At 73.4% G+C, this 25007-nt stretch carries 18 protein-coding genes, 1 pseudogene and 1 riboswitch; of the genes and pseudogenes, 9 read left to right on the forward strand and 10 right to left on the reverse strand.

The window, feature by feature from the left end; translation table 11 throughout:
- Positions 1-24: 24 nt before the first annotated feature.
- The 4 genes from OG242_RS25880 (at position 25) to OG242_RS25895 (ending at position 5533) form a co-directional block, all read left to right on the forward strand.
- Positions 25-666, forward strand: a complete 642-nt coding sequence (locus tag OG242_RS25880; RefSeq protein ID WP_405900424.1) for a Na+/H+ antiporter subunit E — start codon at positions 25-27, stop codon at positions 664-666.
- Positions 663-998: a monovalent cation/H+ antiporter complex subunit F gene (locus tag OG242_RS25885; RefSeq protein WP_405900425.1), complete on the forward strand. Its 336-nt coding sequence runs from the start codon at positions 663-665 to the stop codon at positions 996-998. Before OG242_RS25880 ends, OG242_RS25885 begins: the two co-directional genes overlap by 4 nt.
- Entirely contained in the window at positions 995-1348 is a 354-nt protein-coding gene (mnhG, locus tag OG242_RS25890) for a monovalent cation/H(+) antiporter subunit G (RefSeq protein WP_405900426.1), read from the forward strand. Before OG242_RS25885 ends, mnhG begins: the two co-directional genes overlap by 4 nt.
- A 135-nt stretch (positions 1349-1483) precedes the next feature.
- Positions 1484-5533, forward strand: coding sequence for a molybdopterin-dependent oxidoreductase (locus tag OG242_RS25895; protein ID WP_405900427.1), 4050 nt, complete (start codon positions 1484-1486; stop codon positions 5531-5533).
- 8 nt (positions 5534-5541) lie between these two features.
- Here OG242_RS25895 and OG242_RS25900 read toward each other — a convergent pair whose 3' ends face one another.
- Together OG242_RS25900 and modA are read right to left on the reverse strand one after the other, a co-directional pair.
- A complete protein-coding gene (locus OG242_RS25900) occupies positions 5542-7446 on the reverse strand; it encodes an ABC transporter permease (RefSeq protein ID WP_405900428.1) in 1905 nt (634 codons plus the stop codon).
- An 18-nt stretch (positions 7447-7464) separates the two neighbouring features.
- Positions 7465-8235, reverse strand: coding sequence for a molybdate ABC transporter substrate-binding protein (gene modA, locus OG242_RS25905; protein ID WP_405901727.1), 771 nt, complete (start codon positions 8233-8235; stop codon positions 7465-7467).
- Between the two features lie 167 nt (positions 8236-8402).
- Here modA and cbiE point away from each other — a divergent pair, with 167 nt between their 5' ends.
- Both cbiE and cobM read left to right on the forward strand, forming a co-directional pair.
- On the forward strand, positions 8403-9668 hold the full coding sequence (gene cbiE, locus OG242_RS25910) for a precorrin-6y C5,15-methyltransferase (decarboxylating) subunit CbiE (protein ID WP_405900429.1): 1266 nt from the start codon (positions 8403-8405) through the stop codon (positions 9666-9668).
- The gene (gene cobM / locus OG242_RS25915) at positions 9665-10414 is read left to right on the forward strand and encodes a precorrin-4 C(11)-methyltransferase (RefSeq protein WP_405900430.1); all 750 of its coding nucleotides are present in this window, start codon (positions 9665-9667) and stop codon (positions 10412-10414) included. The genes cbiE and cobM overlap by 4 nt, the downstream gene beginning before the upstream one ends.
- Positions 10415-10439: 25 nt before the next feature.
- Here cobM and OG242_RS25920 read toward each other — a convergent pair whose 3' ends face one another.
- Positions 10440-11555 carry a cobalt-precorrin-5B (C(1))-methyltransferase gene (locus tag OG242_RS25920; RefSeq protein ID WP_405900431.1) on the reverse strand — a complete coding sequence of 372 codons (1116 nt, stop codon included), beginning with the start codon at positions 11553-11555 and terminating at the stop codon, positions 10440-10442.
- A gap of 11 nt (positions 11556-11566) precedes the next feature.
- Between OG242_RS25920 and OG242_RS25925 the strand changes: the two genes are divergently transcribed.
- The gene (locus OG242_RS25925) at positions 11567-12316 is read left to right on the forward strand and encodes a cobalt-precorrin-6A reductase (protein ID WP_405900432.1); all 750 of its coding nucleotides are present in this window, start codon (positions 11567-11569) and stop codon (positions 12314-12316) included.
- Here OG242_RS25925 and OG242_RS25930 read toward each other — a convergent pair.
- From OG242_RS25930 to cobG, 3 genes are read right to left on the reverse strand one after another with little or no spacing between them, the layout of a single operon-like run.
- A complete protein-coding gene (locus tag OG242_RS25930; RefSeq protein ID WP_405900433.1) occupies positions 12301-13809 on the reverse strand; it encodes a precorrin-2 C(20)-methyltransferase in 1509 nt (502 codons plus the stop codon). The two genes, OG242_RS25925 and OG242_RS25930, sit on opposite strands and share 16 nt — an antisense overlap.
- Positions 13806-14432, reverse strand: a complete 627-nt coding sequence (locus OG242_RS25935; protein ID WP_147975493.1) for a precorrin-8X methylmutase — start codon at positions 14430-14432, stop codon at positions 13806-13808. The genes OG242_RS25930 and OG242_RS25935 overlap by 4 nt, the downstream gene beginning before the upstream one ends.
- 59 nt (positions 14433-14491) lie before the next feature.
- Positions 14492-15886: a precorrin-3B synthase gene (gene cobG, locus OG242_RS25940; protein ID WP_405900434.1), complete on the reverse strand. Its 1395-nt coding sequence runs from the start codon at positions 15884-15886 to the stop codon at positions 14492-14494.
- Between the two features lie 38 nt (positions 15887-15924).
- A riboswitch (cobalamin riboswitch) is annotated at positions 15925-16079 on the forward strand.
- Positions 16080-16145: 66 nt separating this feature from the next.
- Here cobG and cobN point away from each other — a divergent pair.
- Entirely contained in the window at positions 16146-19892 is a 3747-nt protein-coding gene (gene cobN / locus OG242_RS25945) for a cobaltochelatase subunit CobN (RefSeq protein WP_405901728.1), read from the forward strand.
- Between the two features lie 13 nt (positions 19893-19905).
- On the opposite strand, the gene OG242_RS25950 is transcribed toward cobN, so the two are convergent.
- Positions 19906-20601, reverse strand: coding sequence for a L,D-transpeptidase (locus OG242_RS25950; RefSeq protein WP_405900435.1), 696 nt, complete (start codon positions 20599-20601; stop codon positions 19906-19908).
- A gap of 101 nt (positions 20602-20702) precedes the next feature.
- On the reverse strand, positions 20703-22862 hold the full coding sequence (locus OG242_RS25955) for a choice-of-anchor A family protein (RefSeq protein ID WP_405900436.1): 2160 nt from the start codon (positions 22860-22862) through the stop codon (positions 20703-20705).
- On the opposite strand from OG242_RS25955, the pseudogene OG242_RS25960 reads away from it, so the two are divergent.
- Positions 22823-23212: pseudogene (locus tag OG242_RS25960) on the forward strand (ricin-type beta-trefoil lectin domain protein); the annotation flags it as partial. The gene OG242_RS25955 and the pseudogene OG242_RS25960 sit on opposite strands and share 40 nt — an antisense overlap.
- Here OG242_RS25960 and OG242_RS25965 read toward each other — a convergent pair.
- Both OG242_RS25965 and OG242_RS25970 read right to left on the reverse strand, forming a co-directional pair.
- A complete protein-coding gene (locus OG242_RS25965; RefSeq protein ID WP_405900437.1) occupies positions 23193-24164 on the reverse strand; it encodes a helix-turn-helix domain-containing protein in 972 nt (323 codons plus the stop codon). The pseudogene OG242_RS25960 and the gene OG242_RS25965 sit on opposite strands and share 20 nt — an antisense overlap.
- A 280-nt stretch (positions 24165-24444) precedes the next feature.
- Positions 24445-24909 (reverse strand): peptidoglycan-binding protein, encoded by a 465-nt coding sequence (locus tag OG242_RS25970; protein WP_405900438.1) that lies wholly within the window; start codon positions 24907-24909, stop codon positions 24445-24447.
- Positions 24910-25007: the final 98 nt, after the last annotated feature.

The following is a 25007-nucleotide window of genomic DNA, read 5'->3' on the forward strand; positions in this document are numbered from 1 at the left end:
ATTTGTCAGACACCCCCTCGGCCGGTGAGGCGCCTGATCACCTTCTCGTTCCGGAACAAGGACCTGCCGCCGTTCAGCGCCGCGTTCCGCGGGCGGCGCCGGCGGGTGCTCGACCTCCCGCTGATCGCCTGGCTCACCGTCATCTGGGTGCTGCTCTGGTCCAGCCTCAACTGGGCCAACCTGCTGACCGGGGCCGTGGTCGCGGTGATCGTCTGCCTGGCCTTCCCGCTGCCCACGGTGGACCTCGGGCTGCGGCTGCACCCCTGGGGCATCGTGCGGCTGGCCGGTTATCTGCTCTACGACATGTACACCTCCGGCTTGAAGGTCACCCGGCAGATCCACGGCCGGCAGCCGCGCCGGGCGGCCGTCATCGCCGTACCGCTGCGCTGCCGCTCGGACCTGATGCTGACCGCCGTCGCCGTCGCGGTGTCCAACGCGCCCGACAGCTCCGTCGTCGAGGTGCGCCGCGCCACCGCCACGGTCTTCGTGCACATCCTGGACGGCCGGCCCGCCGAACTGGCGGCGGCCCAGCGGTCCGTCTGGCGCACGGAAGAGCTGATCGTACGGGCCTTCGGCACCCGCGACGAGATCGAGCGCGTCGCCGCCCCGCCCCCGCCCGCACCGCACACCGGCCCACCGCAGGCCGACCAGGAGGACAGGCCATGAGCGCGCCCCAGACCGTGGACCGGGTGCTGATCGTCGCAGCCGTCGTCCTGATCCTGATCGCCGGGGCGGCTCTGCTCGCCCGCGTCTGGCGCGGGCCCTCCATGTTGGACCGGGCCATCGCCCTGGACGTCTGCGCCGCCCTGATCATCGCCGGACTCGGCGCCAAGTCGGCACTCGCCCGCGACCCGTTCTACTTCCCGATCATGCTGGTGCTGGCCTTCCTCGGCTTCACCGGTTCGGTCGGCATCGCGCGCTTCATCGCCGTACGCGACCGGCCGCCGGGCAGTCCGCAAGGGGAGCGGGCCGGGCACGGCGGGGAGGAGGGGCCATGAGCGTCTGGCTCCAGATCCTCGACACGGCGGGCGCGGCGCTGGTGCTCCTCGGCGCCGCGATCTGCCTGCTCGGCGTGGTCGGCATGCTGAGACTGCCGGACGTCCTCTCCCGCAGCCACGCCGCGACCAAACCGCAGGCGCTGGGCATGCTGATCGTGCTCGCCGGGGTGGCACTGCGGCTGCGCAGCGGCATGGACCTGGCGACGCTCGCGCTGATCGGCTTCTTCCAGATGATGACCGGCCCGGTGGCGGCTCACCTGGTCGCCCGCTCCGCCTACCGCACCGGCCAGGTCGACCACGCGGAACTCCTCTTCGACGACCTGGACGAACAGCTCACCGAGGAGACCTGACGCGCCGGGCTTCTCACACCGCCCGCCCGCGCGGTGTGCGGCGAGCGTTACCGCCCATGATCGGCCGGGGCCACACCGGCGTAACGGCGCCTTCCTACGGTCGGGGGACGATCCGATTCACGGAAGGTCTCCCCGGTGCCCCCACAGAGCTCGTCGGCCGACGCCACTCAGGTCCGTACGGTCTGCTCGTACTGCGGGGTGGGCTGCGGCATGGTCCTCGACATCGCGTCCGGGCCCGACGGGCGCCGTAAGGTCCTCAAGGCGTCGGGGGACAAGGCGCACCCCGCGAACTCCGGGCGGCTCTGCACCAAGGGCGCGACGACCGCCGACATGCTCGCCGCGCCCGGCCGGCTGACCACCGCGCTGATGCGGCCCGAGCGGGGCGCGGAGCCGGTGCCGGTGGCCGTGGACGAGGCGGTCGCGTCGACCGCGCGGCGGCTGCGGGCGATCGTCGACGAGCACGGGCCGGACGCGCTCGCGTTGTACGTGTCCGGGCAGATGAGCCTGGAGGCGCAGTACCTGGCGAACAAGCTGGCCAAGGGGTTCGTCCGGACCAGCCGCATCGAGTCCAACTCGCGGCTGTGCATGGCGAGCGCGGGCAGCGGCTACAAGCTGTCGCTCGGCGCCGACGGCCCGCCCGGCTCCTACGACGACCTGGACCGCGCGGACGTCTTCCTGGTCATCGGCGCCAACATGGCCGACTGCCACCCCATCCTCTTCCTGCGGCTGCTCGACCGGGTCAAGGCGGGCGCCAAGCTGATCGTCGTCGACCCCCGGCGCACCGCCACCGCCGACAGGGCCGACCTCTTCCTGCGGATCAACCCCGGGACCGACCTGGCCCTCCTCAACGGCCTCCTGCACCTGCTCCACGCGAACGGCCACACCGACCCAGCGTTCGTCGCGGAGCACACCGAGGGCTGGGAGGCGATGCCGGAGTTCCTCGCGGACTACCCGCCGGACGCGGTCGCCGCGATCACCGGCATCCCGGAGGAGGACATCCGCCGCGCCGCCCGGTGGATCGGCGAGGCGGGGGAGTGGACGAGCTGCTGGACGATGGGGCTCAACCAGTCCACGCACGGCACCTGGAACACCAACGCGCTGATCAACCTGCACCTGGCGACCGGCGCGATCTGCCGCCCGGGCAGCGGCCCCCTGTCGCTCACCGGTCAGCCCAACGCCATGGGCGGCCGCGAGATGGGCTACATGGGGCCGGGGCTCCCCGGGCAGCGCTCACTCCTGGACGACGAGGACCGGGCCTTCACGGAGGAGCTGTGGGGGCTGGCCCCCGGCACCCTGCGCAAGGACGAGTGCGGCCGGGGCACCGTCGAGATGTTCGAGCGGATGGCGGCCGGGGACATCAAGGCGTGCTGGATCATCTGCACCAACCCCGTCGCCTCCGTCGCCAACCGCCGTACGGTCATCGAGGCGCTGGAGGCCGCCGAACTCGTCGTCACCCAGGACGTGTTCGCCGACACCGAGACCAACGCCTACGCCGACGTCGTCCTGCCCGGCGCCCTGTGGAGCGAGGCAGAGGGCGTACTCGTCAACAGCGAACGCAACCTCACCCTCGCCCGCCCGGCCGTCGAGCCGCCCGGCGAGGCCCTCGCGGACTGGCGGATCATCGCCCGTATCGCCTGCGCCATGGGGTACGAGGACGCCTTCACGTACGACAGCGCCGAGGAGGTCTTCGAGGAGATCAAGCGCGCCGCGAACCCCCGGACCGGCTACGACCTGCGGGGCGTGACGTACGAGCGGCTGCGCACCGCCCCCGTCCAGTGGCCCGCGCCCACCGCCGGCGGACCGGCCCGCAACCCCGTCCGCTACCTCGCCCCGGACGGCGGCGGACCGGTCTTCCCGACACCGACCGGACGCGCCCGCTTCTTCGCCCGCCCCCACCTTCCGGCCGCCGAACTGCCGGACGACGACTACCCGTTCCTGCTCAACACCGGACGGGTCCAGCACCAGTGGCACACCCTCACCAAGACCGGCAGGGTCGCCAAGCTCAACCGTCTGAACCCCGGCCCGTTCGTGGAGGTGCACCCCGAGGACGCGGCGCGGCTCGGGATCGCGGAGGGAGACTCCGTGGAGGTCGAGTCGCGGCGCGGCCGGGCCGTGCTGCCGGCCGTGGTGACCGACCGGGTGGCCCCGGGCTGCTGCTTCGCGCCCTTCCACTGGAACGACCTCTTCGGCGAGTACCTCAGCGTCAACGCCGTGACCAGCGACTTTGTGGACCCGGTCTCCTTCCAGCCGGAGTTCAAGGTGTGCGCGGTGACCCTGACGAAGGTGGCGGCCGTGCCCGTTCCCGTACCGGCTGCTCCGGAAACCGCCGCCGTCTTCGGTCTGGAGACCACCCCGCCCCCGGTTCTCGCCGAGCACGAGCGGCAGTACCTGGTCGGCTTCCTCGCCGGGCTGCCCCTGGGCGCCCCCGGCGTCCCCGTCCTCCCGCCCGGCGCGCCCTTCGGCGCCGAGCACGCCCGCTGGGTCAACGGCGTCCTGGCCGGCATGTACTCGCGCACCGGACAGCCCGCCCAGGACCCCGCGCCCGCAGCAGCCGAGGCCCCCGGCCGCGAGGTGGTCGTGCTGTGGGCCTCGCAGACGGGCAACGCGGAGGAGTTCGCCGTCGCCACCGCCGACCGGCTCACCGCCACGGGCCACCGCACCCGGCTCCTCGGCATGGACGAGGCCGACCCGCGCGCCCTGCCGCCCGCCGCCGACCTCCTCCTGATCACCAGCACCTTCGGGGACGGCGACGCCCCGGACAACGGCTCCGGGTTCTGGGACGCGCTGACGGCGGCGGACCTCCCACCCCTGGACGGCAGGCGGTACGCGGTCCTGGCCTTCGGCGACTCCTCGTACGACGACTTCTGCGGGCACGGGCGCCGGCTCGACCGCCGCCTGGACGAGCTCGGGGCCGTCCGCCTCGCCCCGCGCACCGACTGCGAACCCGACTACGAGCCGTCCGCGCTCAGCTGGCTCGACCAGGTCCTCGCCGGTCTCACCGCCCCGCCCACCGGCACGGCCTCCGCGCCCCGGCCGGCCCCCGCGCCCGCCCCGGCCCGCACCCCCAAGCCCGCACCCGTCACGGCCCGGCTGGCCGGCAACCGGCTGCTCGGCCTGCCCGGCTCCGGCAAGGAGGTCCGACGGTTCACCTTCGACACCAGCGGCACCGGCACCGCCCTGGAGTACGCGGCCGGGGACGCGCTCGGCGTCCACGCCGTCAACCACCCGGACCTGGTGGCCGAATGGCTCTCCGTCACCGGGCTCGACGCCGACGCACCGATCGAGGTCTCCGGCCTCGGCGGCCTGCGGCTCGGCGACGCGCTCCACAGCCACCTGGACATCACCCGCCTCACCCCCGCCCTGCTCGGCTTCGTCACCGAACGCACCGGCGACCGGGACCTGAAGAAGATGCTGCGGCCCGACAACAAGGGCGAGCTGGCCCGCTGGTCCTGGGGCCGGCAGGCCGTCGACGTCCTCGCCGAGTACCCGGTCAAGGCCACCCCCGAGGAGTGGGCCGGCATCCTCAAACCCCTCCAGCCCCGCCTGTACTCGATATCGTCCAGCCCGCTCACCGACCCCGACCGCCTCTCCCTGACGGTCTCCGTCGTCCGCTACGAGAACCTCCACGGCCGCCCGCGCGCCGGTGTCTGCTCGCCGTTCCTCGCGGACGCGCCACCCGACACCGGCGTCCCGGTCTTCGTGCGCCGCGCCCCGCACTTCCGGCCACCGGCCCGCCCCGACGCACCGATGGTCATGGTGGGCCCGGGCACCGGCGTGGCCCCCTTCATCGGCTTCCTGGAGGAGCGCCGGGCCCGCCGCGACCCCGGCCCCAACTGGCTGTTCTTCGGGGAACAGCACCGGGCCACCGACTTCTTCTACGAGGAGGAGCTGACGTCCTTCCTCGCCGACTCCACCCTCACCCGCCTGGACACCGCCTTCTCCCGCGACCAGCGCGCCAAGGTCTACGTACAGGACCGGATGCGCGAGCACGGCGCCAAACTGTGGTCGTGGCTGCGCGACGGCGCCCACTTCTACGTGTGCGGCGACGCGGCCCGGATGGCGAAGGACGTCGACCGGGCGCTGCGCGACATCGCCGTCGCGCACGGCGGGCTCGACCCGGAGGCCGCCGCGCTGTACGTGAAGCAGCTCGCCGCCGACAAGCGGTACGTCCGGGACGTCTACTGACCGCCCGTTCAGAGCGCCACGAGCGTCACTTCGGTGGCCTTGACGCTGGTCCACACCGCGACCCCGTCCGCGAGGGACAGCTCGGCGGCGGCCTGCGGGGTGATCTCGGCGACCAGGTCCGGCGCCTGCTCCGACCCCACGAGCACCCGGAGCCGGCTCCCGCCCGAGGTGATCTCCCGTACCGTCCCGGGCCACACGTTGCGCGGGCTCCCGGTGGGCTTCTCCCGGTGTACGGAGACGGCCTCGGGCGCGATGACCGCGAGTGCGGGCGCCCCGGCGGGCAGCGGGTCGGCGACGACGAGGTGGCCGCCGCCTGCCGGCGCGAGCCCGTCGGCGGTGGTCGTCCCCGTCCAGGCGTTGCGGCCGAGCATCCGGGCGACCCACGGGGAGCGCGGGTGCCGGGTCACCTCGGCGGGCGGGGCGTCCTGGAGCGTGCGGCCCTCCGCCAGGACGAGGACCCGGTCGGCCAGCGCGACGGCCTCCACGGGGTCGTGGGTGACGATCAGGCAGACGCCGCCGAACCCTTCGAGGTGGCGGCGCAGGGTGTGCCGGACCTGGGACCGGGTGGTCTGGTCGAGCGCGGCGAGCGGTTCGTCGAGGAGCAGCAGGCGGGGGCGGGCGGCCAGCGCACGGGCCAGCGCCACGCGTTGGGCCTGCCCGCCGGAGACCTGGGCGGGCCGGCGGGAGGCGAGGTGCCCGACGCCGAGCCGGTCCAGCCACTCCTGGGCGCTGCGGCGGGCCTCGGCGCGCGGCACGCCCCGGGCGCGCAGCCCGTACGCGGTGTTGGCGAGGGTGCTCAGGTGCGGGAACAGCGCGCCGTCCTGCGGGACCCAGGCGACGCCCCTGCGGTGGGCGGGCAGGGCGGTGACGTCGGTGTCGCCGAGCCGGAGCCGGGCGTGGGCGCGCGGGGTGAGGCCGAGCAGGGCGCGCAGGAGGGTCGTCTTGCCCGCGCCGTTGGGGCCGACGACGGCGATGGTGGTGCCGGCCTCCGCGTCGAGCGTCAGCTCGTTGAAGCCGGTGACCTCGGCGTGCAGCGGCCAGAGTTCCGAGCCGGACGGCTGCGGGAGGGGCTGCTCGCGTACGTGCGCGGGGTCGTCGTGGACGACCTCCCGTGGCGTACGCGCCCGCGGCGTCCCGGTCCACCGCCCGCGCAGCGCCAGCAGCACCGCCATGGCGATGACGAGGAGCAGCAGGGACACCGAGGTGGCGGCCTCCGGGCTGTCCTGGAGCAGCAGGTAGACCTGGAGGGGCAGCGTCTGCGTGGTGCCGGGGAGGTTGCCCGCGAAGGTGATGGTCGCCCCGAACTCGCCGAGCGCCCGCGCCCAGGTCAGCGCCGCGCCCGCGGCCAGCCCGGGGGCGACCATCGGCAGCGTGACCGTGAAGAACACCCGTACCGGCGAAGCCCCCAGGGACGCGGCCGTCTCCTCGTAACGGGGGCGCAGCCCGCCCAGCGCGCCCTCCAGGCTGATCACCAGGAACGGCATGGCGACGAAGGTCGCGGCGAGCACGGCGCCGGAGGTGTGGAAGGGCAGCGTGATGCCGAACCAGTCCTCCAGCCACGGCCCGAGCAGCCCCCGGCGGCCGAAGCCCAGGAGCAGGGCGACACCGCCGACCGTCGGCGGCAGCACCATCGGCAGCAGCACCAGCGAGCGGACGAAGACCTTGCCGGGGAAGTCGACCCGGGCCAGCAGCCAGGCCAGCGGCACCCCGAGGACGAGGGAGAGGCCCAGGGCCCAGCCGGAGACGATCAGCGACAGCGTCAGCGCCTGGGTGGTGCCCTCGCTGGTGAGGTGGCCGCCCAGCTCGCCCCACGAGGTGCGGGCGAGGATGCCGGCCAGCGGCAGCAGCAGGAACGCCACGGCCAGGAGCGCGGGGAGCGCCAGCACGATCGGCGCGCGGGGGGATCGGTTCATCGGCGTTCCTTGTCCACGCTACGGCTGCTGGAAGCCCGCACCGGTCAGGATCTTCCGTGCCTCGGGCGAGGACAGCCACTTTACGAACGCCTCGGCCGCCGCGCCGTGCTCGCTGGTCTTCAAGGTCGCCGCCGGGTACGAGGCGACGGCGTTCTGCTCGTCCGGGATGCCGACCGAGTCGACCTTGCCGGCGGCCGAGGCGACATCGGTCTTGTAGACCAGCCCGGCATCCGCCTCTCCCAGCTCGACCTTGCTGAGTACCGCGCGCACGTTGGGCTCCTGGGAGACCGGCTTCACGGTGATCTTCTGCGCGTCCAGGATCTGCTTGCTGTACCGGCCCACCGGCACCTCGGGCGCGGCGAGGACCACCTTCAGCCCGGTGCCGGCCAGGTCCGCGAGGTTCTCGATCTTCTCCGGGTTGCCCTTCCCGGTCGCGATGACGAGGCGGTTCTTCGCGATGACCGTCGGCGTGCCGGTGTCCGTCCTCAGACCGTCCATCGTCTTCGTGTCGGCGGTGACCAGCGCGTCGGCGGGGGCGCCCTGCTTGACCTGCGCGGCCAGCTCCTGCGACCCGGCGAAGGAGAACGTCACCTTCGTCCCCGGGTGCTCCTTCTCGTACGCCGCACCCGCCTCCTTGAACACATCGGTGAGGGAGGACGCGGCGAGGACGGTGAGGCCGGTGGCCGTGTCCTTGGTGTCGTCGTCCCCGCCGCACGCGGTGAGAGGAGTGAGCAGGCCCACGACGACGAGGGCCGCGGCGGCGCGCCGCTGGGTGGGAGCAGGAGTCATGGAGAGCAGCATGTGCCAAAGAGTATGGGTGAACACATCGCATTTACAGCTTTCCATGGGAAAACACATGGCAGCTGCGGTACTCCCTGGAGGAAGCTCCTAGGGGCCGCCTGTGACCGGCCAGTAGAGTGCGGGTGCGCCAGCCCCCGAGACCCGAGGTACCGTCCGTGACCCCCGAGCACCCCCTCCCGCCCGCAGTGACCGTGGTCGGGATCGGCGCCGACGGCTGGCCGGGGCTCACCGGACCGGCGCGCGACGCACTGCGGGACGCCCAGGTCCTCATCGGTGCCGGACGCCAGCTCGGCCTGCTCCCGCCGGAGTGCGCGGGCGCCCGGGTGCCGTGGCCCTCGCCCCTGCGCCCCGCAGTCCCCGGCCTGCTCGCCGCCCACGCGGACCGCCGTATCGCCGTCCTGGCCAGCGGCGACCCCATGTTCTACGGGATCGGCCGCGCCCTCACCGAGGTCCTGGGCCCGGACCGGCTGCGCGTCCTGCCGCACCCCTCGTCCGTGTCCTACGCCTGCGCCCGCGTCGGCTGGCCGCTGGAGGACACCGAGGTCGTCACCCTCGTCGGCCGGCCCGCCGCCCGGCTCGCCGCCGCCCTGCACCAAGGGCGCCGGCTCCTCGTCCTCAGCGCCGACGCCACCACCCCGGCCACGGTCGCCGCACTGCTGCGGGACCACGGCTTCGGACCCAGCCGCATGCGGGTCCTGGAACAGCTCGGCGGCGAGGACGAGGCATGCGCCGAGGGCCTGGCCGACACCTGGGACCACCCGGCCGGGGACCCGCTCAACGTCATCGCCGTCGAGTGCCGGACCGCCCCCGGAGCGCTGCGCCTCGGCGCCGTACCGGGCCTGCCGGACGAGGCCTACGCCCACGACGGACAGCTGACCAAGCGTCACATCCGTGCCGTCACGCTCGGCGTGCTCGCCCCCGCCCCCGGCGAACTCCTGTGGGACATCGGCGGCGGCTCCGGCTCGATCGCCATCGAGTGGATGCGCGCCCACCCCTCCTGCCGGGCCATAACCGTCGAACGCGACCCCGTCCGCGCGGCGCGCATCGCGGAGAACGCCGCCCGGCTCGGCGTCCCCGGCCTCCGCGTCGTCACCGGCCGCGCCCCCGACTGCCTGGACCAGCTCCCCGTAGCCGACGCCGTGTTCATCGGCGGCGGCCTCACCGCACCCGGACTCCTCGACAGCTGTCTCGCGGCGCTCCCGCCCGGCGGCCGGCTGGTCGCCAACACGGTCACCCTGGAGTCCGAGGCGCTGCTCGCCGCCCAGCACAAGGCGCACGGCGGTGAGTTGGTACGCCTCGCCGTGTCGCACGCCGTGCCCGTCGGCACGTTCACCGGCTGGCGCCAGGCCATGCCCGTCACCCAGTGGTCCGTACGCAAGCCCACCACGGACACCGCACAACCCTCAGGAGACGACAGATGACCGTGTACTTCATCGGCGCGGGCCCCGGCGCCGCCGACCTGATCACGGTGCGCGGCGCCCGCACGCTCGCCGCCTGCGGGGTGTGCCTGTACGCGGGCAGCCTGGTGCCCCGCGAGCTCCTGGCGGAGTGCCCGGCCGACGCCCGGCTGGTGGACACCGCGCAGCTCGACATCGACGAGATCACCGCCGAACTGGTCGACGCGCACCGGGCCGGCCACGACGTGGCGCGGCTGCACTCCGGCGACCCCTCGGTGTTCAGCGCGGTCAACGAGCAGATGCGCCGCCTCGACGAGGCGGGCGTGCCGTACGAAGTGGTGCCCGGCGTCCCCGCGTTCGCGGCGGCGGCGGCGGCCCTCAAGCGCGAGCTGACCGTGCCGACCGTGGGCCAGACCGTCATCCTGACCCGGATCGCCCAGCGGGCCACCGCCATGCCGGAGGGCGAGGACCTGGCGACGCTCGGCCGCAGCGGCGCCCTGATCGTCCTGCACCTGGCCGCCCGTTACGTGGACCGCGTCGTCGAGGAGCTGCTGCCGCACTACGGGGCGGACTGCCCGGCCGCCGTCGTCGCGATGGCCTCCCGCCCCGACGAGCTGGTCCTGCGCGGCACGTTGGAGGACATCGCGGAACAGGTGAAGGCCGCGGGCGTCATCCGTACCGCCGTCATCATGGTCGGCCGCACCCTGGGCGCCGAGCAGTTCCGCGACAGCCACCTCTACTCGCCGGCCCGCGACCGCCACACCTGCTGACCATCCGGCCGGACGGGCGGGCGGGTCAGCGCACGGAGCTGCGCCCCACCACCGTGCCCGCCCGGTCGACGCAGATCACGTCCACGGCCACCGGCGCTCCCCGCAGCACCGACAGCGCCTCGTCCCGCGCCGCCACGGCCACCAGATCGCCCAGCGGCACCCCGTGCGCCTGACACAACTGGAGTGCGGCGAGGCCTGTGTTGGCGACGGCGATCTCGGCGGCCAGGGCCTCGTCCGCGCCGCCCCGCCGGGCCAGCTCCGCCAGGTACCCCTTGTCGACCTGGGAGCGCCCCGAGTGCAGGTCGAGATGGCCGGCGGCGAGCTTCGACAGCTTGGCGAACCCGCCGCAGACCGTGAGCCGGTCCACCGGATGGCGGCGTACGTACTTGAGCACCGCGCCAGCGAAGTCGCCCATGTCGAGCAGCGCGATCTCCGGCAGACCGTACTCGGCCACCACCGTCTTCTCCGAGGTGGAGCCCGTGCAGCCGGCCACATGGGTGAGCCCGGCCGCGAGCGCCACGTCCACACCCCGGCGGATGGAGTCGATCCACGCCGAGCAGGAGTAGGGCACCACCACCCCGGTCGTGCCGAGGATCGACAGGCCGCCCAGGATGCCCAGGCGCGGGTTCCAGGTGGAGCGGGCGATCTCCTCGCCGTGGTCCACGCCGATCGTCACCTCGACGTCCCCCGACCCGCCGTGCGCCGCCGCGACCTCCGCGATGTGGTCCCGGATCATCTGGCGCGGCACCGGGTTGACCGCCGGCTCGCCGACCTCCAGCGGCAGCCCCGGCAGCGTCACCGTACCCACGCCCGGCCCGGCCCGGAACACCACGCCCGAGCCCGCCGGAAGCACCCGCACGCTCACCCGCACCAGGGCGCCGTGCGTCACATCCGGGTCGTCGCCCGCGTCCTTCACCACGCCCGCCGTCGCCCGCCCGTCGGCCAGCTCCTCCACCGCCAGGGCGAACGCCGGGGTCTGGCCCCTGGGCAGCGTGATCGTGACCGGGTCGGGGAAGTCGCCGCTCAGCAGCGCCGTGTACGCGGCCGTCGCGGCGGCGGTGGCGCAGGCACCGGTCGTCCAGCCGGGCCGCAGACCGGTGTGCTTGAGTTGGGCGCCGCGCCCGCCTTTCGCCTCACTCATGGATGGTCCCTGTGCACGTACTGATTCTGGGCGGGACGACGGAGGCCCGCCGGCTCGCCGAGCTGCTGGTGGCCCAGCTGCCCGCCGGGAGCAGGGTCACCAGCTCCCTGGCCGGCCGGGTGGCCCGGCCGAAGCTCCCGCCGGGGGAGGTCCGCGTCGGGGGCTTCGGCGGAGCCGACGGGCTCGCGGACTGGCTCCGCTCGCACCGGGTGCACGCGCTCATCGACGCCACCCATCCTTTCGCCGGGACGATCACCTTCAACGCGGCTGTCGCGGCCGCCGCCGCCCATGTTCCCCTGCTCATGCTGCGCCGGCCCGGCTGGGTGCCCGGTGACGGCGACGACTGGCACCCGGTCGGCTCCCTGTCCGAGGCGGCCGACGCGCTGCCCGCACTCGGACGGCGCGTCTTCCTCACCACCGGGCGGATGGGCCTCGCCGCCTTCGCGGACCTGGACGGCCTGTGGTTCCTGATGCGGTCCGTGGACGTCCCGGAACCGCCGTACCCGGCGCGGATGGAGACCCTCCTCGACCGGGGCCCCTTCACCCTCGAAGGGGAGCGCGAGCTGATCCGCCGCCACCGCGTCGACGTCCTCGTCACCAAGGACAGCGGCGGCACCGCGACCGCCCCCAAGCTGACCGCCGCCCGCGAGGCGCGCATCCCGGTCGTGGTGGTCCGCCGGCCACCGGTCCCCGAAGGAGGCGCGGTGGCCGGCAGCCCGGAAGAGGCCCTGGCCTGGCTGACGGATCAGTTCTCCGGGTAGCGGCGCGGCGTCCACACGATCTGCTGACCCTCGCCCCGCCGCTCCCACCGGGTCTGCGACGACCCGACGATCAGGATCGTGCGCATGTCCACCTCGGCCGGATCGAGGTCGCCCAGCCGCACGGTCCGTACGCTCTCGGCCGGCCCGCCGACGTCCCGGCCGAGGACCACGGGCGTGTCCGGCGAGCGGTGTTCGAGGAGCAGATCGCGCGCCTTGCCGACCTGCCAGGTCCGGCTCCGCGAACCGGGGTTGTACAGCGCGAGCACCAGGTCCGCCGACGCGGCGGCCCGCAGCCGCTCCGCGATGACCTCCCACGGCTTGAGCCGGTCCGAGAGCGAGATGGTCGCGTAGTCGTGGCCCAGCGGCGCACCCGCCCGGGCCGCCGCCGCGTTGGCCGCCGTCACCCCGGGCAGCACCCGCACCGGCACGCCCGCGTACTCCTCCTGCGACGCCACTTCGAGGACGGCCGTCGCCATGGCGAAGACGCCCGGGTCGCCGCCGGACACCACGGCCACCCGCCGCCCGCGCCGGGCCAGGTCGAGCGCGAACTCGGCCCGTTCCGACTCCACCTTGTTGTCCGAGCCGTGCCGTACCTGCCCCGGCCGGACCGGCACCCGGTCCAGGTACGTGGTGTAGCCGACCAGGTCGTCGGCGGCGGCCAGCGCCCCGCGCGTCTCGGGTGTCAGCCACAGCGGCCCCGCCGGACCCGTGCCGACGACGGTCACCTCGCCGTCGCCCGGGGCGCGTTCGGGGCGGGCGTCGATCCGGCTCGGCAGGACGGCGACCGCGAAGTACGGCACCGAGTCCGCGTCCGTGTCCGCGAGTTCGCCCAGCCGCTCCCCGGCCATCGTGGCCCGCTCGACATAGCGGGCCTCGGGCAGCCGGCCCGACGCCTCGAACGCGCGGCGCACGGCGGGGAAGGTGCGGCCGAGCTTCATCACCACGGCCGCGTCCGTCGCGGCCAGCCTGGCCGTCAGCTCCTCCTCCGGCAGGGTGCCGGGAAGGATCGTCAGGACCTCCTCGCCCTCCGCGAGCGGGGTGCCGAGCCGGGCGGCGGCGGCGCTGACCGAGGTGACCCCGGGGATGACCTCGGTGGGGTAGCGGTTGGCGAGCCGCTTGTGCATGTGCATGTACGAGCCGTAGAAGAGCGGGTCGCCCTCGGCGAGCACGGCGACCGTGCGCCCCGCGTCCAGGTGCGCCGCGAGCCGGGCCGCCGCCTCGGTGTAGAAGTCCTCCATCGCGCCCCGGTATCCGCCCGGATGGTCCGTGGTCTCCGTCGTGACGGGGTAGACCAGGGCCTCCTCGATGTGGTCGGCGCGCAGGTGCCTGGCCGCGATGGACCGGGCGATCGACCGGCCGTGCCGGGCGCTGTGGTACGCGACGACGTCCGCCCCGGCGATGACCTCCACCGCGCGCAGGGTCATCAGGTCCGGATCCCCGGGGCCGAGCCCGACCCCGTAGAGCCGTCCCGTCTTCTGCTCGCTCACGGTCACTCTTCCTCGCTGGCGATGGCGTTGAGCGCGGCGGCGGCGATGGCGCTCCCGCCGCGCCGGCCGCGCACGATCAGGTGGTCGAGCCCGGACGGGTGGGCGGCCAGGGCGTCCTTGGACTCGGCGGCGCCGACGAACCCGACCGGCACCCCGATGACGGCCGCGGGGCGCGGGGCCCCCTCCTCGATCATTTCGAGCAGCCGGAACAGGGCGGTCGGCGCGTTCCCGACGGCCACGACCGCGCCGTCGAGGCGGTCCCGCCACAGCTCCAGGGCCGCCGCCGAGCGGGTCGTGCCCAGCTCCGCCGCGAGCCCGGGCACCGCCGGGTCGGACAGGGTGCACACCACCTCGTTGTCCGCGGGCAGCCGCTTGCGGGTGACGCCGCTGGCGACCATGGCCACGTCGCACAGGATCGGCGCGCCGGCCCGCAGCGCCGCGCGGGCGCGGGCGACCGCGTCGGGCGTGTAGCCGATGTCGCGTACGAGGTCGACCATGCCGCACGCGTGGATCATCCGGACCGCGACCTGGCTCACGTCCGCGGGCAGGCCGGCGAGGTCCGCCTCCGCCCGGATGGTGGCGAAGGACTGGCGATAGATGGCCGGTCCGTCCTTCTCGTACTCGTGCACAGTGGTGTCGCTCTCTTCATCGGGCGGGGGGTCGGGCGGAAAAGTGTGGGGTGGGGAAGTCAGGTGCGGGTGGTGCGGGCCGCCGCCACGGCGGTGGCCAGCGCGGCGGGGTCACCGGCGACGCGCTCCGGCTCCCCGGTCCGGCCGCCGTCCCGTACGACGGAGACCCGGTAGCCGCCGTCCGTTCCGGCGACGACGTCGACCCACTCACCGCGTGGGTGGCCGCACCGCCGTTCGCACCCGGACCAGTGGACCGGCAGCGCGGTCCCGGGCGGCGCGACGGGCGGGGCCGCTGCTTCCGCGTCAACCCGCACATCGGCCAGGGACTTCGCGCATCCGGGCCGGCCGATGCAGGCGCCGACCCCGGACCACGGCGACCGGTCCCCGGTGACCAGGCCGGCGGCCCCCAGCGCGTCGAGCGCTCGGGGCGCCCGGTCCCGCCGGACGCCGGGCACGACGACTCCGCGCCACGGGGTGAGCCGCAACTCGCCGGCGCCGTGGTCCCGGGCGAGGTCGGTCAGCGTCCGCCACCGGACCGCGTCGGCGCGCCCGAGCGGCAGCCCGACGGACAGCGCGTCCGTGTCGCCGGGGCCGGTGACCACACCGAGCACCGGGGGGGCGGCGGCCGGCACCGGTACGGTCCCGAGGACGACGGACAGCCCGACGGCACGCAACCGCCGTACCACCTCGTCGAACAACGGCGCGGCACCCCCGGGCAGGTCGGCGACCCGCCACGCACCGGAAGCGACGCGCGCACCGGCCCCGGAATCCGCACCGGCCCCCGAATCCGCACCGGAACCGCCCGCAGCCTCCAGGAACACCACCGCCGCGAGCAGCGCCGCTCGCGGCGCCTCGTCCCCCGCAATCCGCGCGACCGGCTCCAGCCCCCCGATCCGCAGCTCCGCGTCCCCGTCGTCCCGCGCCCGCAGCGTCACATCCGCGCCCAGCGCGTCCACATCGCCGCGGCCGTCGTCGAGCGCGAACAGGAACCGCCCCGAAAGCCCGGCCGCCTCCTCGCTCGCGCAGACCAGCGCGTCCAGCGCGGTCAGCCACGGGCGGACATCGCGCGCACCGAGCCCGTCGAGCCCGGACAGCGGAGAGGCCACCACATTGCGGACCCGCTCATGCCGCCCGGAGGGCAAAAGTCCCATTCCGCTCATCCGGGAAGCCAGTTCGGCGCCGCACTCCGCACCCAGACCGCGCAGCTGCACATTGCCGCGCGAAGTGAGATACAGCTCACCATCGCCCAGCCCGCCGGCCAACTCCCGCAGCCCGTCCGCCTGGTCCCAGGTCAGCACACCACCGGGCACACGGACGCGCGCCAACGCCCCGTCGTCCGCCCGGTGGAGCCGCAGCGCACCGGGGCAGGCGTCGCCGCGAGCCCGGAAACGGGCGTCGTCGGGCTGCGCGAAACGGGGGGCTGGGGGAGGCATGGCGGCGAGCATACCGACCATCTCATCCGATCCGTATGGCCCATCGTCGCCCTCAGGCCCTTACTATGCCCAGTGACGGACCTCCGGGTCCGTCGTCGCCACAGACGGCGACAGGGGAGGAAGCCCGGTGCGATTCCGGCGCGGTCCCGCCACTGTGAGCTTGGTCCCACCAGGACCGGGCGAGTCAGGAACTCCCTTCCCCGCACGTTCGGCAGGTCCGGGCAGGGGAGCTCTCGACACCGCCCGGGGCGTGGACACCCCGAGGAAGGCCAGACGCCGCATGATCCTGCTCCTGTCGACGTCCGACACCGACCTGCTCAGCGCCCGTGCCTCCGGCGGACCGGTCGGCTACCGGTACGCGAACCCCTCCCGGCTCCCGCTCCAGGACCTGCCCGTGCTGCTCGACGGCACCGACCTCGTCGTCGTACGCCTCCTCGGCGGTGTGCGCGCCTGGCAGGACGGCCTCGACCAGGTCCTGGCCACCGGCCGCCCCGTCGTCGTCCTCACCGGCGAACAGGCCCCCGACGCGCAGCTGATGGCGGCCTCCACCGTCCCCATCGGGATCGCCGCCGAGGCCCACGCCTACCTCGCGCACGGCGGCCCCGCCAACCTGGACCAGCTCGCCCGCTTCCTGTCCGACACCGTCCTGCTCACCGGCCACGGCTTCGAACCGCCCGCCGCCGCACCCTCCTGGGGCCCGCTGGAGCGCACACCCGGCGCGACCGAGGACGGCGCCCCCACGGTCGCCGTGCTCTACTACCGCGCCCACCACATGAGCGGCAACACCGCGTTCATCGAGACGCTGTGCCGGGCCGTCGAGGCCCAGGGCGCCCGCGCCCTCCCGCTGTACGTCGCCTCGCTGCGTACCCCCGAACCCGAGCTCATCGCAACCCTGCGCGCCGCCGACGCGATCGTCACCACGGTCCTCGCGGCGGGCGGCACCCGGCCCGCCGAGGCGTCCGCCGGCGGCGACGACGAGTCCTGGGACGCGGGGGCGCTCACCGCGCTCGACGTCCCGATCCTCCAGGCGCTCTGCCTCACCAGCTCCCACACGGACTGGCAGGACAACGACGAGGGCGTCTCCCCGCTGGACGCCGCCAGCCAGATCGCCGTCCCCGAGTTCGACGGCCGCCTGATCACCGTCCCGTTCTCCTTCAAGGAGATCGACGAGGACGGCCTGCCCTCCTACGTCGCCGACGACGAACGCGCCGCCCGCGTCGCCGGCATCGCCGTCCGCCACGCCCGGCTGCGCCACATCCCGAACGCCGAGAAGCGCCTCGCGCTCGTCCTGTCCGCGTACCCGACCAAGCACTCCCGTATCGGCAACGCCGTCGGACTCGACACCCCCGCCAGCGCGGTCGCGCTGCTGCGCCGGCTGCGCGAGGAGGGCTACGACTTCGGCGACGAGGAGGTCCCCGGCCTCGCGTCCGGCGACGGCGACGAGCTGATCTACGCCCTCATCGAGGCGGGCGGCCACGACCAGGAGTGGCTCACCGAGGAACAGCTCGCCCGCAACCCGGTCCGTATCCCCGCCGCCGACTACCGCCGCTGGTACGCCACCCTGCCCGCCGAACTCCGCGAGGCCGTCGAGCAGCACTGGGGCCCGCCGCCCGGCGAGATGTTCGTGGACCGCTCGCGCAACCCGGAGGGCGACATCGTCCTCGCCGCCCTGCGCCGCGGCAACCTCCTCGTCCTCATCCAGCCGCCGCGCGGCTTCGGCGAGAACCCGATCGCGATCTACCACGATCCCGATCTGCCGCCGTCGCACCACTACCTGGCCGCCTACCGCTGGATCGCCGCCCGCGCCGACGACAACGGCTTCGGCGCCGACGCGATGATCCACCTCGGCAAGCACGGCAACCTGGAGTGGCTGCCCGGCAAGAACGCGGGCCTGTCCGCCGCCTGCGGCCCGGACGCGGCGCTCGGCGACCTCCCGCTCGTCTACCCGTTCCTCGTCAACGACCCGGGGGAGGGCACCCAGGCCAAGCGCCGGGTGCACGCCACGCTCGTGGACCACCTGGTGCCGCCGATGGCCCGCGCCGACAGCTACGGGGACATCGCCCGCCTCGAACAACTCCTCGACGAGCACGCCCAGATCGCCGCCATGGACCCGGCCAAGCTGCCGGCGATCCGCGCCCAGATCTGGACCCTGATCCAGGCCGCGAAGCTCGACCACGACCTGGGGATCGAAGGACGCCCCGAGGACGAGGGCTTCGACGACTTCATCATGCATCTCGACGGCTGGCTCTGCGAGATCAAGGACGTCCAGATCCGCGACGGCCTCCACGTCCTGGGCGGCGCCCCCACAGGAACCGCCCGCGTCAACCTGGTCCTGGCCATCCTCCGGGCCCGCCAGATCTGGGGCGGCAAGACCTCCCTCCCGGGCCTCCGCGAAGCCCTGGGCCTGGACGAGTCGGCAGCCACCCGCACGGCCGCGGACACGGTGGAGGAACAGGCCCGCGCCCTGGTCCAGGCAATGGAGGACGCCAACTGGAAGCCGGTATCTCAAGCCCCTGCGGCGATCGACCGGCCGAATCAAGCCCCTGCGGCGATCGAGCAGCCACATCAGGCGCCTGAGCCAATCGTGCAGCCAATTCAAGCCCCTGCGGCGATTGAGCAGCGGGGTCCGGGGCAGAGCCCCGCGCAGACGACCCGCACACCGCTCCACGACCTGGACCCAGACGTCGCGGCGATCCTGAACTTCGCCGCCGAAGAGGTCGTCCCCCGCCTGGCCAGGACCACAGACGAACTGGACCACTGCGTACACGCCCTCCAGGGCGGCTTCGTCCCCGCAGGCCCCTCCGGCTCCCCCCTCCGCGGCCTGGTCAACGTCCTCCCCACCGGCCGCAACTTCTACTCCGTGGACCCCAAGGCCGTCCCCTCCCGCCTCGCCTGGGAGACCGGCCAGGCCCTGGCCGACTCGCTCCTGGAGCGCTACCGCACGGACAACGGCGACTGGCCGGTGTCCGTGGGCCTCTCCCTCTGGGGTACGAGCGCCATGCGCACCGCCGGCGACGACGTGGCCGAGGCGTTCGCGCTGCTCGGCATCCGCCCGGTCTGGGACGACGCCTCACGCCGCGTCACCGGACTCGAACCGATCCCCGCAGCCGAGCTCGGCCGCCCCCGCATCGACGTCACCCTGCGCATCAGCGGCTTCTTCCGCGACGCGTTCCCGCACACCATCGGCCTGCTCGACGACGCGGTCCGGCTGGCCGCATCCCTCGACGAACCGGCCGAGCTCAACCACGTACGGGCGCACACACAGGCGGACCTGGCCGCGCACGGCGACGAACGCCGCGCCACCACCCGTATCTTCGGCTCCCGTCCCGGCACGTACGGTGCCGGGCTGCTCCAGCTCATCGACTCCCGCGACTGGCGCACCGACGCCGACCTCGCCGAGGTGTACACGACCTGGGGCGGCTACGCCTACGGCCGCGACCTGGACGGCTGCCCGGCCCGGGAGGAGATGGAGACCGCGTACAAGCGCATCGCGGTGGCGGCGAAGAACACCGACACCCGCGAGCACGACATCGCGGACTCCGACGACTACTTCCAGTACCACGGCGGCATGGTCGCCACGGTCCGCGCGCTGAAGGGGACCGCCCCGGAGGCGTACATCGGGGACTCGACCCGCCCCGAAACGGTCCGCACCCGCACGCTGACCGAGGAGACCTCCCGCGTCTTCCGCGCCCGCGTCGTCAACCCCAAGTGGATCGAGGCGATGCGCCGCCACGGCTACAAGGGGGCGTTCGAGCTCGCCGCGACCGTCGACTACCTCTTCGGGTACGACGCCACGACGGGCGTGGTCGCGGACTGGATGTACGACAAGCTGACCGAGACCTACGTCCTGGACCCGGCCAATCGCGCCTTCCTCGAACGTGCCAACCCGTGGGCCCTGCACGGCATCGCGGAACGCCTTCTGGAGGCCGAGTCGCGCGGCATGTGGGCCAAGCCCGACCCGGCCGTCCTGGAGGCGCTGCGCGAGGTCTTCCTGGAAACGGAAGGAAACCTGGAGGGCGAGGACTGAGCGACGACGGCCCTCAGCCGGCGGTGCCGGGCTTCACACCCCACACGTACACGACGTCGTCCAGCGCGAGCAGGTCCCACAGCTTCGCCGCGTCGTCCACGGTGAGGTTGACGCAGCCCGCGGAGCCCCCGCCGTCGTAGAGGTCGCCCGGGTGCCCGTGGAGCGCCTGCCCGCCGTCGAAGAACTGCGAGTACGGCATGGGGGCGTCGTCGTAGATGTCGGAGACGTGGTCCCTGTCCCGCCAGTAGATGGTGTGCCGGCCGGGCCGCGTCTCCTGCGCGTCGCGGCCGGTACGGATGGGCGCGGGACCGAAGACGACCTTCTTCCCCTTCTGCACCCACAGCAGTTGGCGGTCCATGTCGACACAGGTCACCCGGCCGGTCTCGACGGGGCAGTCCCCGGCGGCGTTCGGGTCCGGCGCGGCCTCGACGACGAGCACGGCGCGGTACGTGCCGAGGTCGGCGAACCCGTCGGGGTGCGGGCGGCCCTGCTCGGTCTGGAAGGACCTGATGGCCCGGCAGTCGGCCGCTGACTGACGGCCGTCCACGGTCAGCCCGAGGTGCTTCTCCAACTGCCGCTGGTACGGGCCGGCCGGTGCGGTGCACGCGGCGTCGCGGCCGGGCGATGCGGCCGAGGGGGCCGCGGTGGACAGCAGTGCCATGGCCGCCGTGGCGACTGCGGCACCGATGAGGCGGTGGGGACGGGACACGGCCGGACCTCCTGGGTAATCAACGGGGACGTACGTACTGCCGAGCCAATCAGCGCAACCGCCCGGCCGCCCACGAGTGGGCGGCCGGGAGGGTGATCGCGTCAGCCGCGTACGGCCTTGTGCGAGTCGTCCTTGCAGTCCTTGCCCTTGCACGGCTCACCGCGGTGGTTGGCCAGCTCCACGGTGACGCCCTCGTCGCTGTTCTCCTCCGTCACCTCGAACGGACCGGAGACGGGGTTCGCCGGGACGACGTAGCCCTCCGGGACGGCGATCTCGCGCAGGTAGTACTCACCCAGCGGCAGGTCGTCGAACGTGCACTGCCCGTCCTCGTCGGTCGAGCAGCCCGCGTCGGCGAGGGTGTCCGGGTTGCCCCCGGTGGTCTGGAGCCCCGGCACGTCGTTGGTCTCGCGCCACAGCTCGAAGACGGCTCCGGGCAGCGGCTCCCCGTTCTTCGCGTCCGTCTTGTCCAGGGTGAGCGAACCAGTCACGGGCGGTACGGGTGTCTGGCTGTTCAGGGCTTCGGTCTGGACGCCTTGGTCGGCGTTGTCGTCGGTGAGGGTGAGGGGGCCGAAGACGTTGGGGTCGGGCAGTTCGTAGCCGTCGGGGGCCTCGGTCTCGCGCCAGTAGTAGGTGCCCGGAACCGTGGTGTCCGAGCAGATGCCGTTGTCGGGGGTGGTGCAGTCGGTGACGTGGGTGTCGGGGTCGGCGCCGTCCGTCTGGAGGCCGGGGACGTCGTTGGTCTCGCGCCACAGTTCGAAGTCGGCCCCGGCGAGCGGGTCGCCGGTGTCGGCGTCGGTCTTGAGTACGCGGACCTCGCCGGTCACGGGCGGTACGGGTGTCTGGCTGTTCAGGGCTTCGGTCTGGACGCCTTGGTCGGCGTTGTCCTCGGTGAGGGTGAGGGGTCCGAAGACGTTGGGGTCGGGTAGTTCGTAGCCGTCGGGGGCCCCGGTTTCGAGCCAGTAGTAGGTGCCGACGGTCGTGGTCTCGGAGCAGACACCGTTGTCGGGGGTGGTGCAGTCGGTGACGTGGGTGTCTGGGGCGGCGCCGTCCGTCTGGAGGCCGGGGACGTCGTTGGTCTCGCGCCACAGCTCGAAGTCGGCTCCGGCGAGCGGGTCGCCGGTCTCGGCGTCGGTCTTCAGCACGCTCACCGCGCCCGTCACCGGCTGCGGACCGTCGCAGTCCGGGAGGTCGCCGTCGAACGGGTAGGCGTGGAACTCGACCCCGGCGTTCTCGCTGGTGTGGGTGAGCGAGCCGGTGGTGAAGAACCTGCCGTTCATACCGGGCAGGCTCACGGTGGTCATGGACGCCTGCTCGCCCACCAGGACGCTGCCCTGGAACTGCCCGGACCCGGTGAAGGCCGCCGTGGTGGCGTCCGGCAGGTTCCACAGCAGCCGCTCGCGGTACTGGCCCAGCGTGTCGCCTCCGCTGGTGGTGTTGATGACACGGTTCTCCCCGATCACGTTGACCAGGATCGTCGCGTCGTCGGGGATGCCCGCGAACTCGATGGACTGGCTTCCGTTGGGGGAGTTCGGGTTGACCATGTCGAAGTCGACGTTGAACACCTGGAGCTGCGACGTCCCGTCGCCGGTGAACAGCGTCCGGTAGCCCTCGTTGACCGCGGTCCCGGTGGGCGTCCGGGGCGTTCCGTCCGGCCGCGCGTAGCACTGGCTGGCCGCCGTGAGCTCGTCGCGCAGGCCCACGTACGGGACCGTCGCGTCGTCGTCCTGGATGGTCCTCCCGGTGACGGTCCCGGTCTGCGTGCCCGCGTAGCGCACGGTGCCCAGCTCGTCGACGAGGGCGCCCGTCGTGTCCAGGGTCTGCCCGGCGGCGATGGTCACGTCCCCGCCGGCGGTCAGGAAGTCCGAGTCGACGGGTGGCGCTACGCGCGACCCCACCCCGACGATCCCGAGGTTGTACAGCCCGCCCGTAATCGGGTCCTTGTTCTGGTCGAAGTCGTCGAGCACGACCACTCGGCCCTCGGCCTCCGCCGCACGCCCCCGGACGAGGAAGTCGTCGCCCACGAAGATGTTGATCGCGTCGTCCCGGCCGGCGATCGGTCCGTTGTTGACCCCGGGGAACGGGTCGGGGCAGTCACCCGGCACACACGGCCCGAGCCCGCCGGGCAGGGTCGCGGCGGCGGCGGGCGTGGCTCCGACGCCGAGGGTGAAGACGGGGACGACGGTCGCCAGGACGGCGCAGGCCGCACCCGTGGTGCGCGCGCGTGAGCGCAACGCGGCTAGGCGCTTGGGCATGGGTTTCATGGCGGCATCCTGGGCAGCCCGGGCCCTCACTCCGCGCGCGCGACACGAGGCGTTGCGCCTTCCAGCGGGACGGGGCCACCCGGATGGGTGGGGCGGGCACGCCGGTGCCGTGTCGGACGCGCATGGGGACTATCCGCACCTCGGCCCAGCAGTGGACCCGCACCGGCAACACCTTCCGCGCCCTCGGCAAGTGCCTCGACGTCGCGGCAGCCGGCACGGCCAACGGTACGAAGGTGCGGCTCTACGACTGCAACGGCTCCGGCGCCCAGCCCTGGACGACGGGCGCCAACGGCAGCCTGGTCAGCGCCGGTTCGGGCAAGTGTCTGGACGTCACGGACTGGAGCACCAGTCGTGCCGCTGATCCCGCCAGGCCCGGGGCGACAGCCCGTACGCCTCCTTGAACACCCGGCTGAAGTGGGTCGCGTTCACGAACCCCCAGCTCCGCCCGATCGCCGCCACGGTCCGCGACCGCCCGGCGGGCCCGGCCAGCTCCCGCCGGCACGCATCGAGCCGCTGCGCCCGGATCCAGTCCCCGAGGCTGATCCCGGCCCGCGACAGCACCGCGTACAGATGGCGTACGGAGATGCCGTGCGCTGCCGCGATCCGGGCCGCCGACAGCTCGGGGTCGGCCAGGTGCTCCCGGATGTAGCGCCTGATCCGCAGGCCGAGCGTGGCCTCCAGCGGCCCCTTCGCCCGTTGCGCGTCTCCGTGCCGGGAGGCGAGGACGGCGCGCAGCAGCTCGATGCTGGGCGCGGCGACGGCCTCGGCGGCATCGCCACGGTGCAGCTCGCCGCTCACCGCGAGCTGCGAGAAGTACGTGTACGCCAGCCGCGCGAGCGGGTCGTCGGCGCCGAACGTCACCGTGGTGGCGTCCCGCAGCAGCCGGTCGGGCAGCGCGAGGGCCGCCAGCGGCAGCCGCAGGAAGTGGTGGTCGACGCCCTCGTCGAACAGCAGCGTGTACGGGGCGTTGGACCGGAACACGGCGAACTCCCCGGGCCCCACGACGCATTCGCGCCCGTACTGCGCGCCCATGCTGGTGCCCGTCACCTGAAGGCTGAGGAAGAGCGACGGCTCCTCGTCCTTCCGCACCAGCCGCTCGGTACGGCGCAGCCGGACGGCCGTGGACCGCGCGGAGCAGACTCGGAGCGGGCCGACGGTGCCCACGTCCATCCGTGCGGAGATCTCGCCGTCCGGCGGCCGGTGGTCGATGTCGACGACCACGACGGAGTCCCAGACCGCGTCCCGGATGACTTCCTCGCGGTCCTGCGGCCGTATGTACGTGGTGTCCAGCGCCGGGCTCATCCGGTGCACCCCGCCGGCTCCGGCACCAACCTGATTCCTCGCTCCACGTGCCCCCCTCGACAAGGACCATTCGCCTTGAGTGTGCGGGACACACAGGCGAGGCGCAACGACCGGGGCGCCGGTGCACGACTGGCAAACTTTCCCGCACGAACGGAAAAGCCGCGAGCCCCCGAGGGACCTAGAATTCATCCTCGGGAGCCGAGAATTCAGCCCTCCGGCCCGAATCGGCACGCCATTTGTTTCGCGTGTCGAATTCGAGCCGGAGGGCTGCGTATTTCGCTCAGCAGAACTGCTTGTAGGTCGCGTTCCCGAACCTGGCGAAAGCTGCCTTGGTACCGGGCCCGGCAATGCCGTCAAGGGCGCCGGTGTATCCCCAGTTCCCGTGCTTCAGGAAGTACTGGAGGCCCTTGATCGTCGCAGGTCCGGGGGAGCCGTCGACGACGAGCTTCTGACCCCAGTTCCGGTTGAGGAACGACTGCATCGCCTTCCAGCTGGCCGGGCCCAGGTGCCCGTCCTCGGCGATGTTGGTGTAGATCGACGTGTTCAGGAAGCACTGGACACCGCGGGCCTGGGTCGAGGTGAGCCCCAGGTTGTTGTACCCGGCCGCGGCCACGGCCGCCGTGACGGTGGCGGTTCCCGAAGCGGGCGAGGCCGCCGTGCTGGGACTCGCGAGTGCCAGGCTTCCGGCCGCCAGGGCGAATATTGCGGTGGTGCCGGTGGCGATTCGCTGAAGTTTGCGCTGCATGCTTGGAGTCGGCCCTTCTGTCGAGTGGAGAGGCTTTCTCTTCCCGTGACGCAGAAGGTACTTGGAAACAGTGAACGAAGGAAGTCTTCACTACTCGC

This window comes from Streptomyces sp. NBC_00727 (assembly GCF_045161745.1).
In the GTDB taxonomy this organism is placed as follows: Bacteria; Actinomycetota; Actinomycetes; order Streptomycetales; family Streptomycetaceae; genus Streptomyces.

Excerpts from the sequence above, each read along its gene's own strand:
- OG242_RS25920 (WP_405900431.1), bottom strand. The coding sequence starts at position 11,555 with ATGAGTGAGGCGAAAGGCGGGCGCGGCGCCCAACTCAAGCACACCGGT.
- modA (WP_405901727.1), bottom strand. The coding sequence starts at position 8,235 with ATGACTCCTGCTCCCACCCAGCGGCGCGCCGCCGCGGCCCTCGTCGTC.
- OG242_RS25955 (WP_405900436.1), bottom strand. The coding sequence starts at position 22,862 with ATGAAACCCATGCCCAAGCGCCTAGCCGCGTTGCGCTCACGCGCGCGC.
- cobN (WP_405901728.1), top strand. The coding sequence starts at position 16,146 with ATGATCCTGCTCCTGTCGACGTCCGACACCGACCTGCTCAGCGCCCGT.
- OG242_RS25970 (WP_405900438.1), bottom strand. The coding sequence starts at position 24,909 with ATGCAGCGCAAACTTCAGCGAATCGCCACCGGCACCACCGCAATATTC.
- cobM (WP_405900430.1), top strand. The coding sequence starts at position 9,665 with ATGACCGTGTACTTCATCGGCGCGGGCCCCGGCGCCGCCGACCTGATC.
- OG242_RS25900 (WP_405900428.1), bottom strand. The coding sequence starts at position 7,446 with ATGAACCGATCCCCCCGCGCGCCGATCGTGCTGGCGCTCCCCGCGCTC.
- OG242_RS25885 (WP_405900425.1), top strand. The coding sequence starts at position 663 with ATGAGCGCGCCCCAGACCGTGGACCGGGTGCTGATCGTCGCAGCCGTC.
- OG242_RS25965 (WP_405900437.1), bottom strand. The coding sequence starts at position 24,164 with ATGAGCCCGGCGCTGGACACCACGTACATACGGCCGCAGGACCGCGAG.
- cobG (WP_405900434.1), bottom strand. The coding sequence starts at position 15,886 with ATGGTCGGTATGCTCGCCGCCATGCCTCCCCCAGCCCCCCGTTTCGCG.
- mnhG (WP_405900426.1), top strand. The coding sequence starts at position 995 with ATGAGCGTCTGGCTCCAGATCCTCGACACGGCGGGCGCGGCGCTGGTG.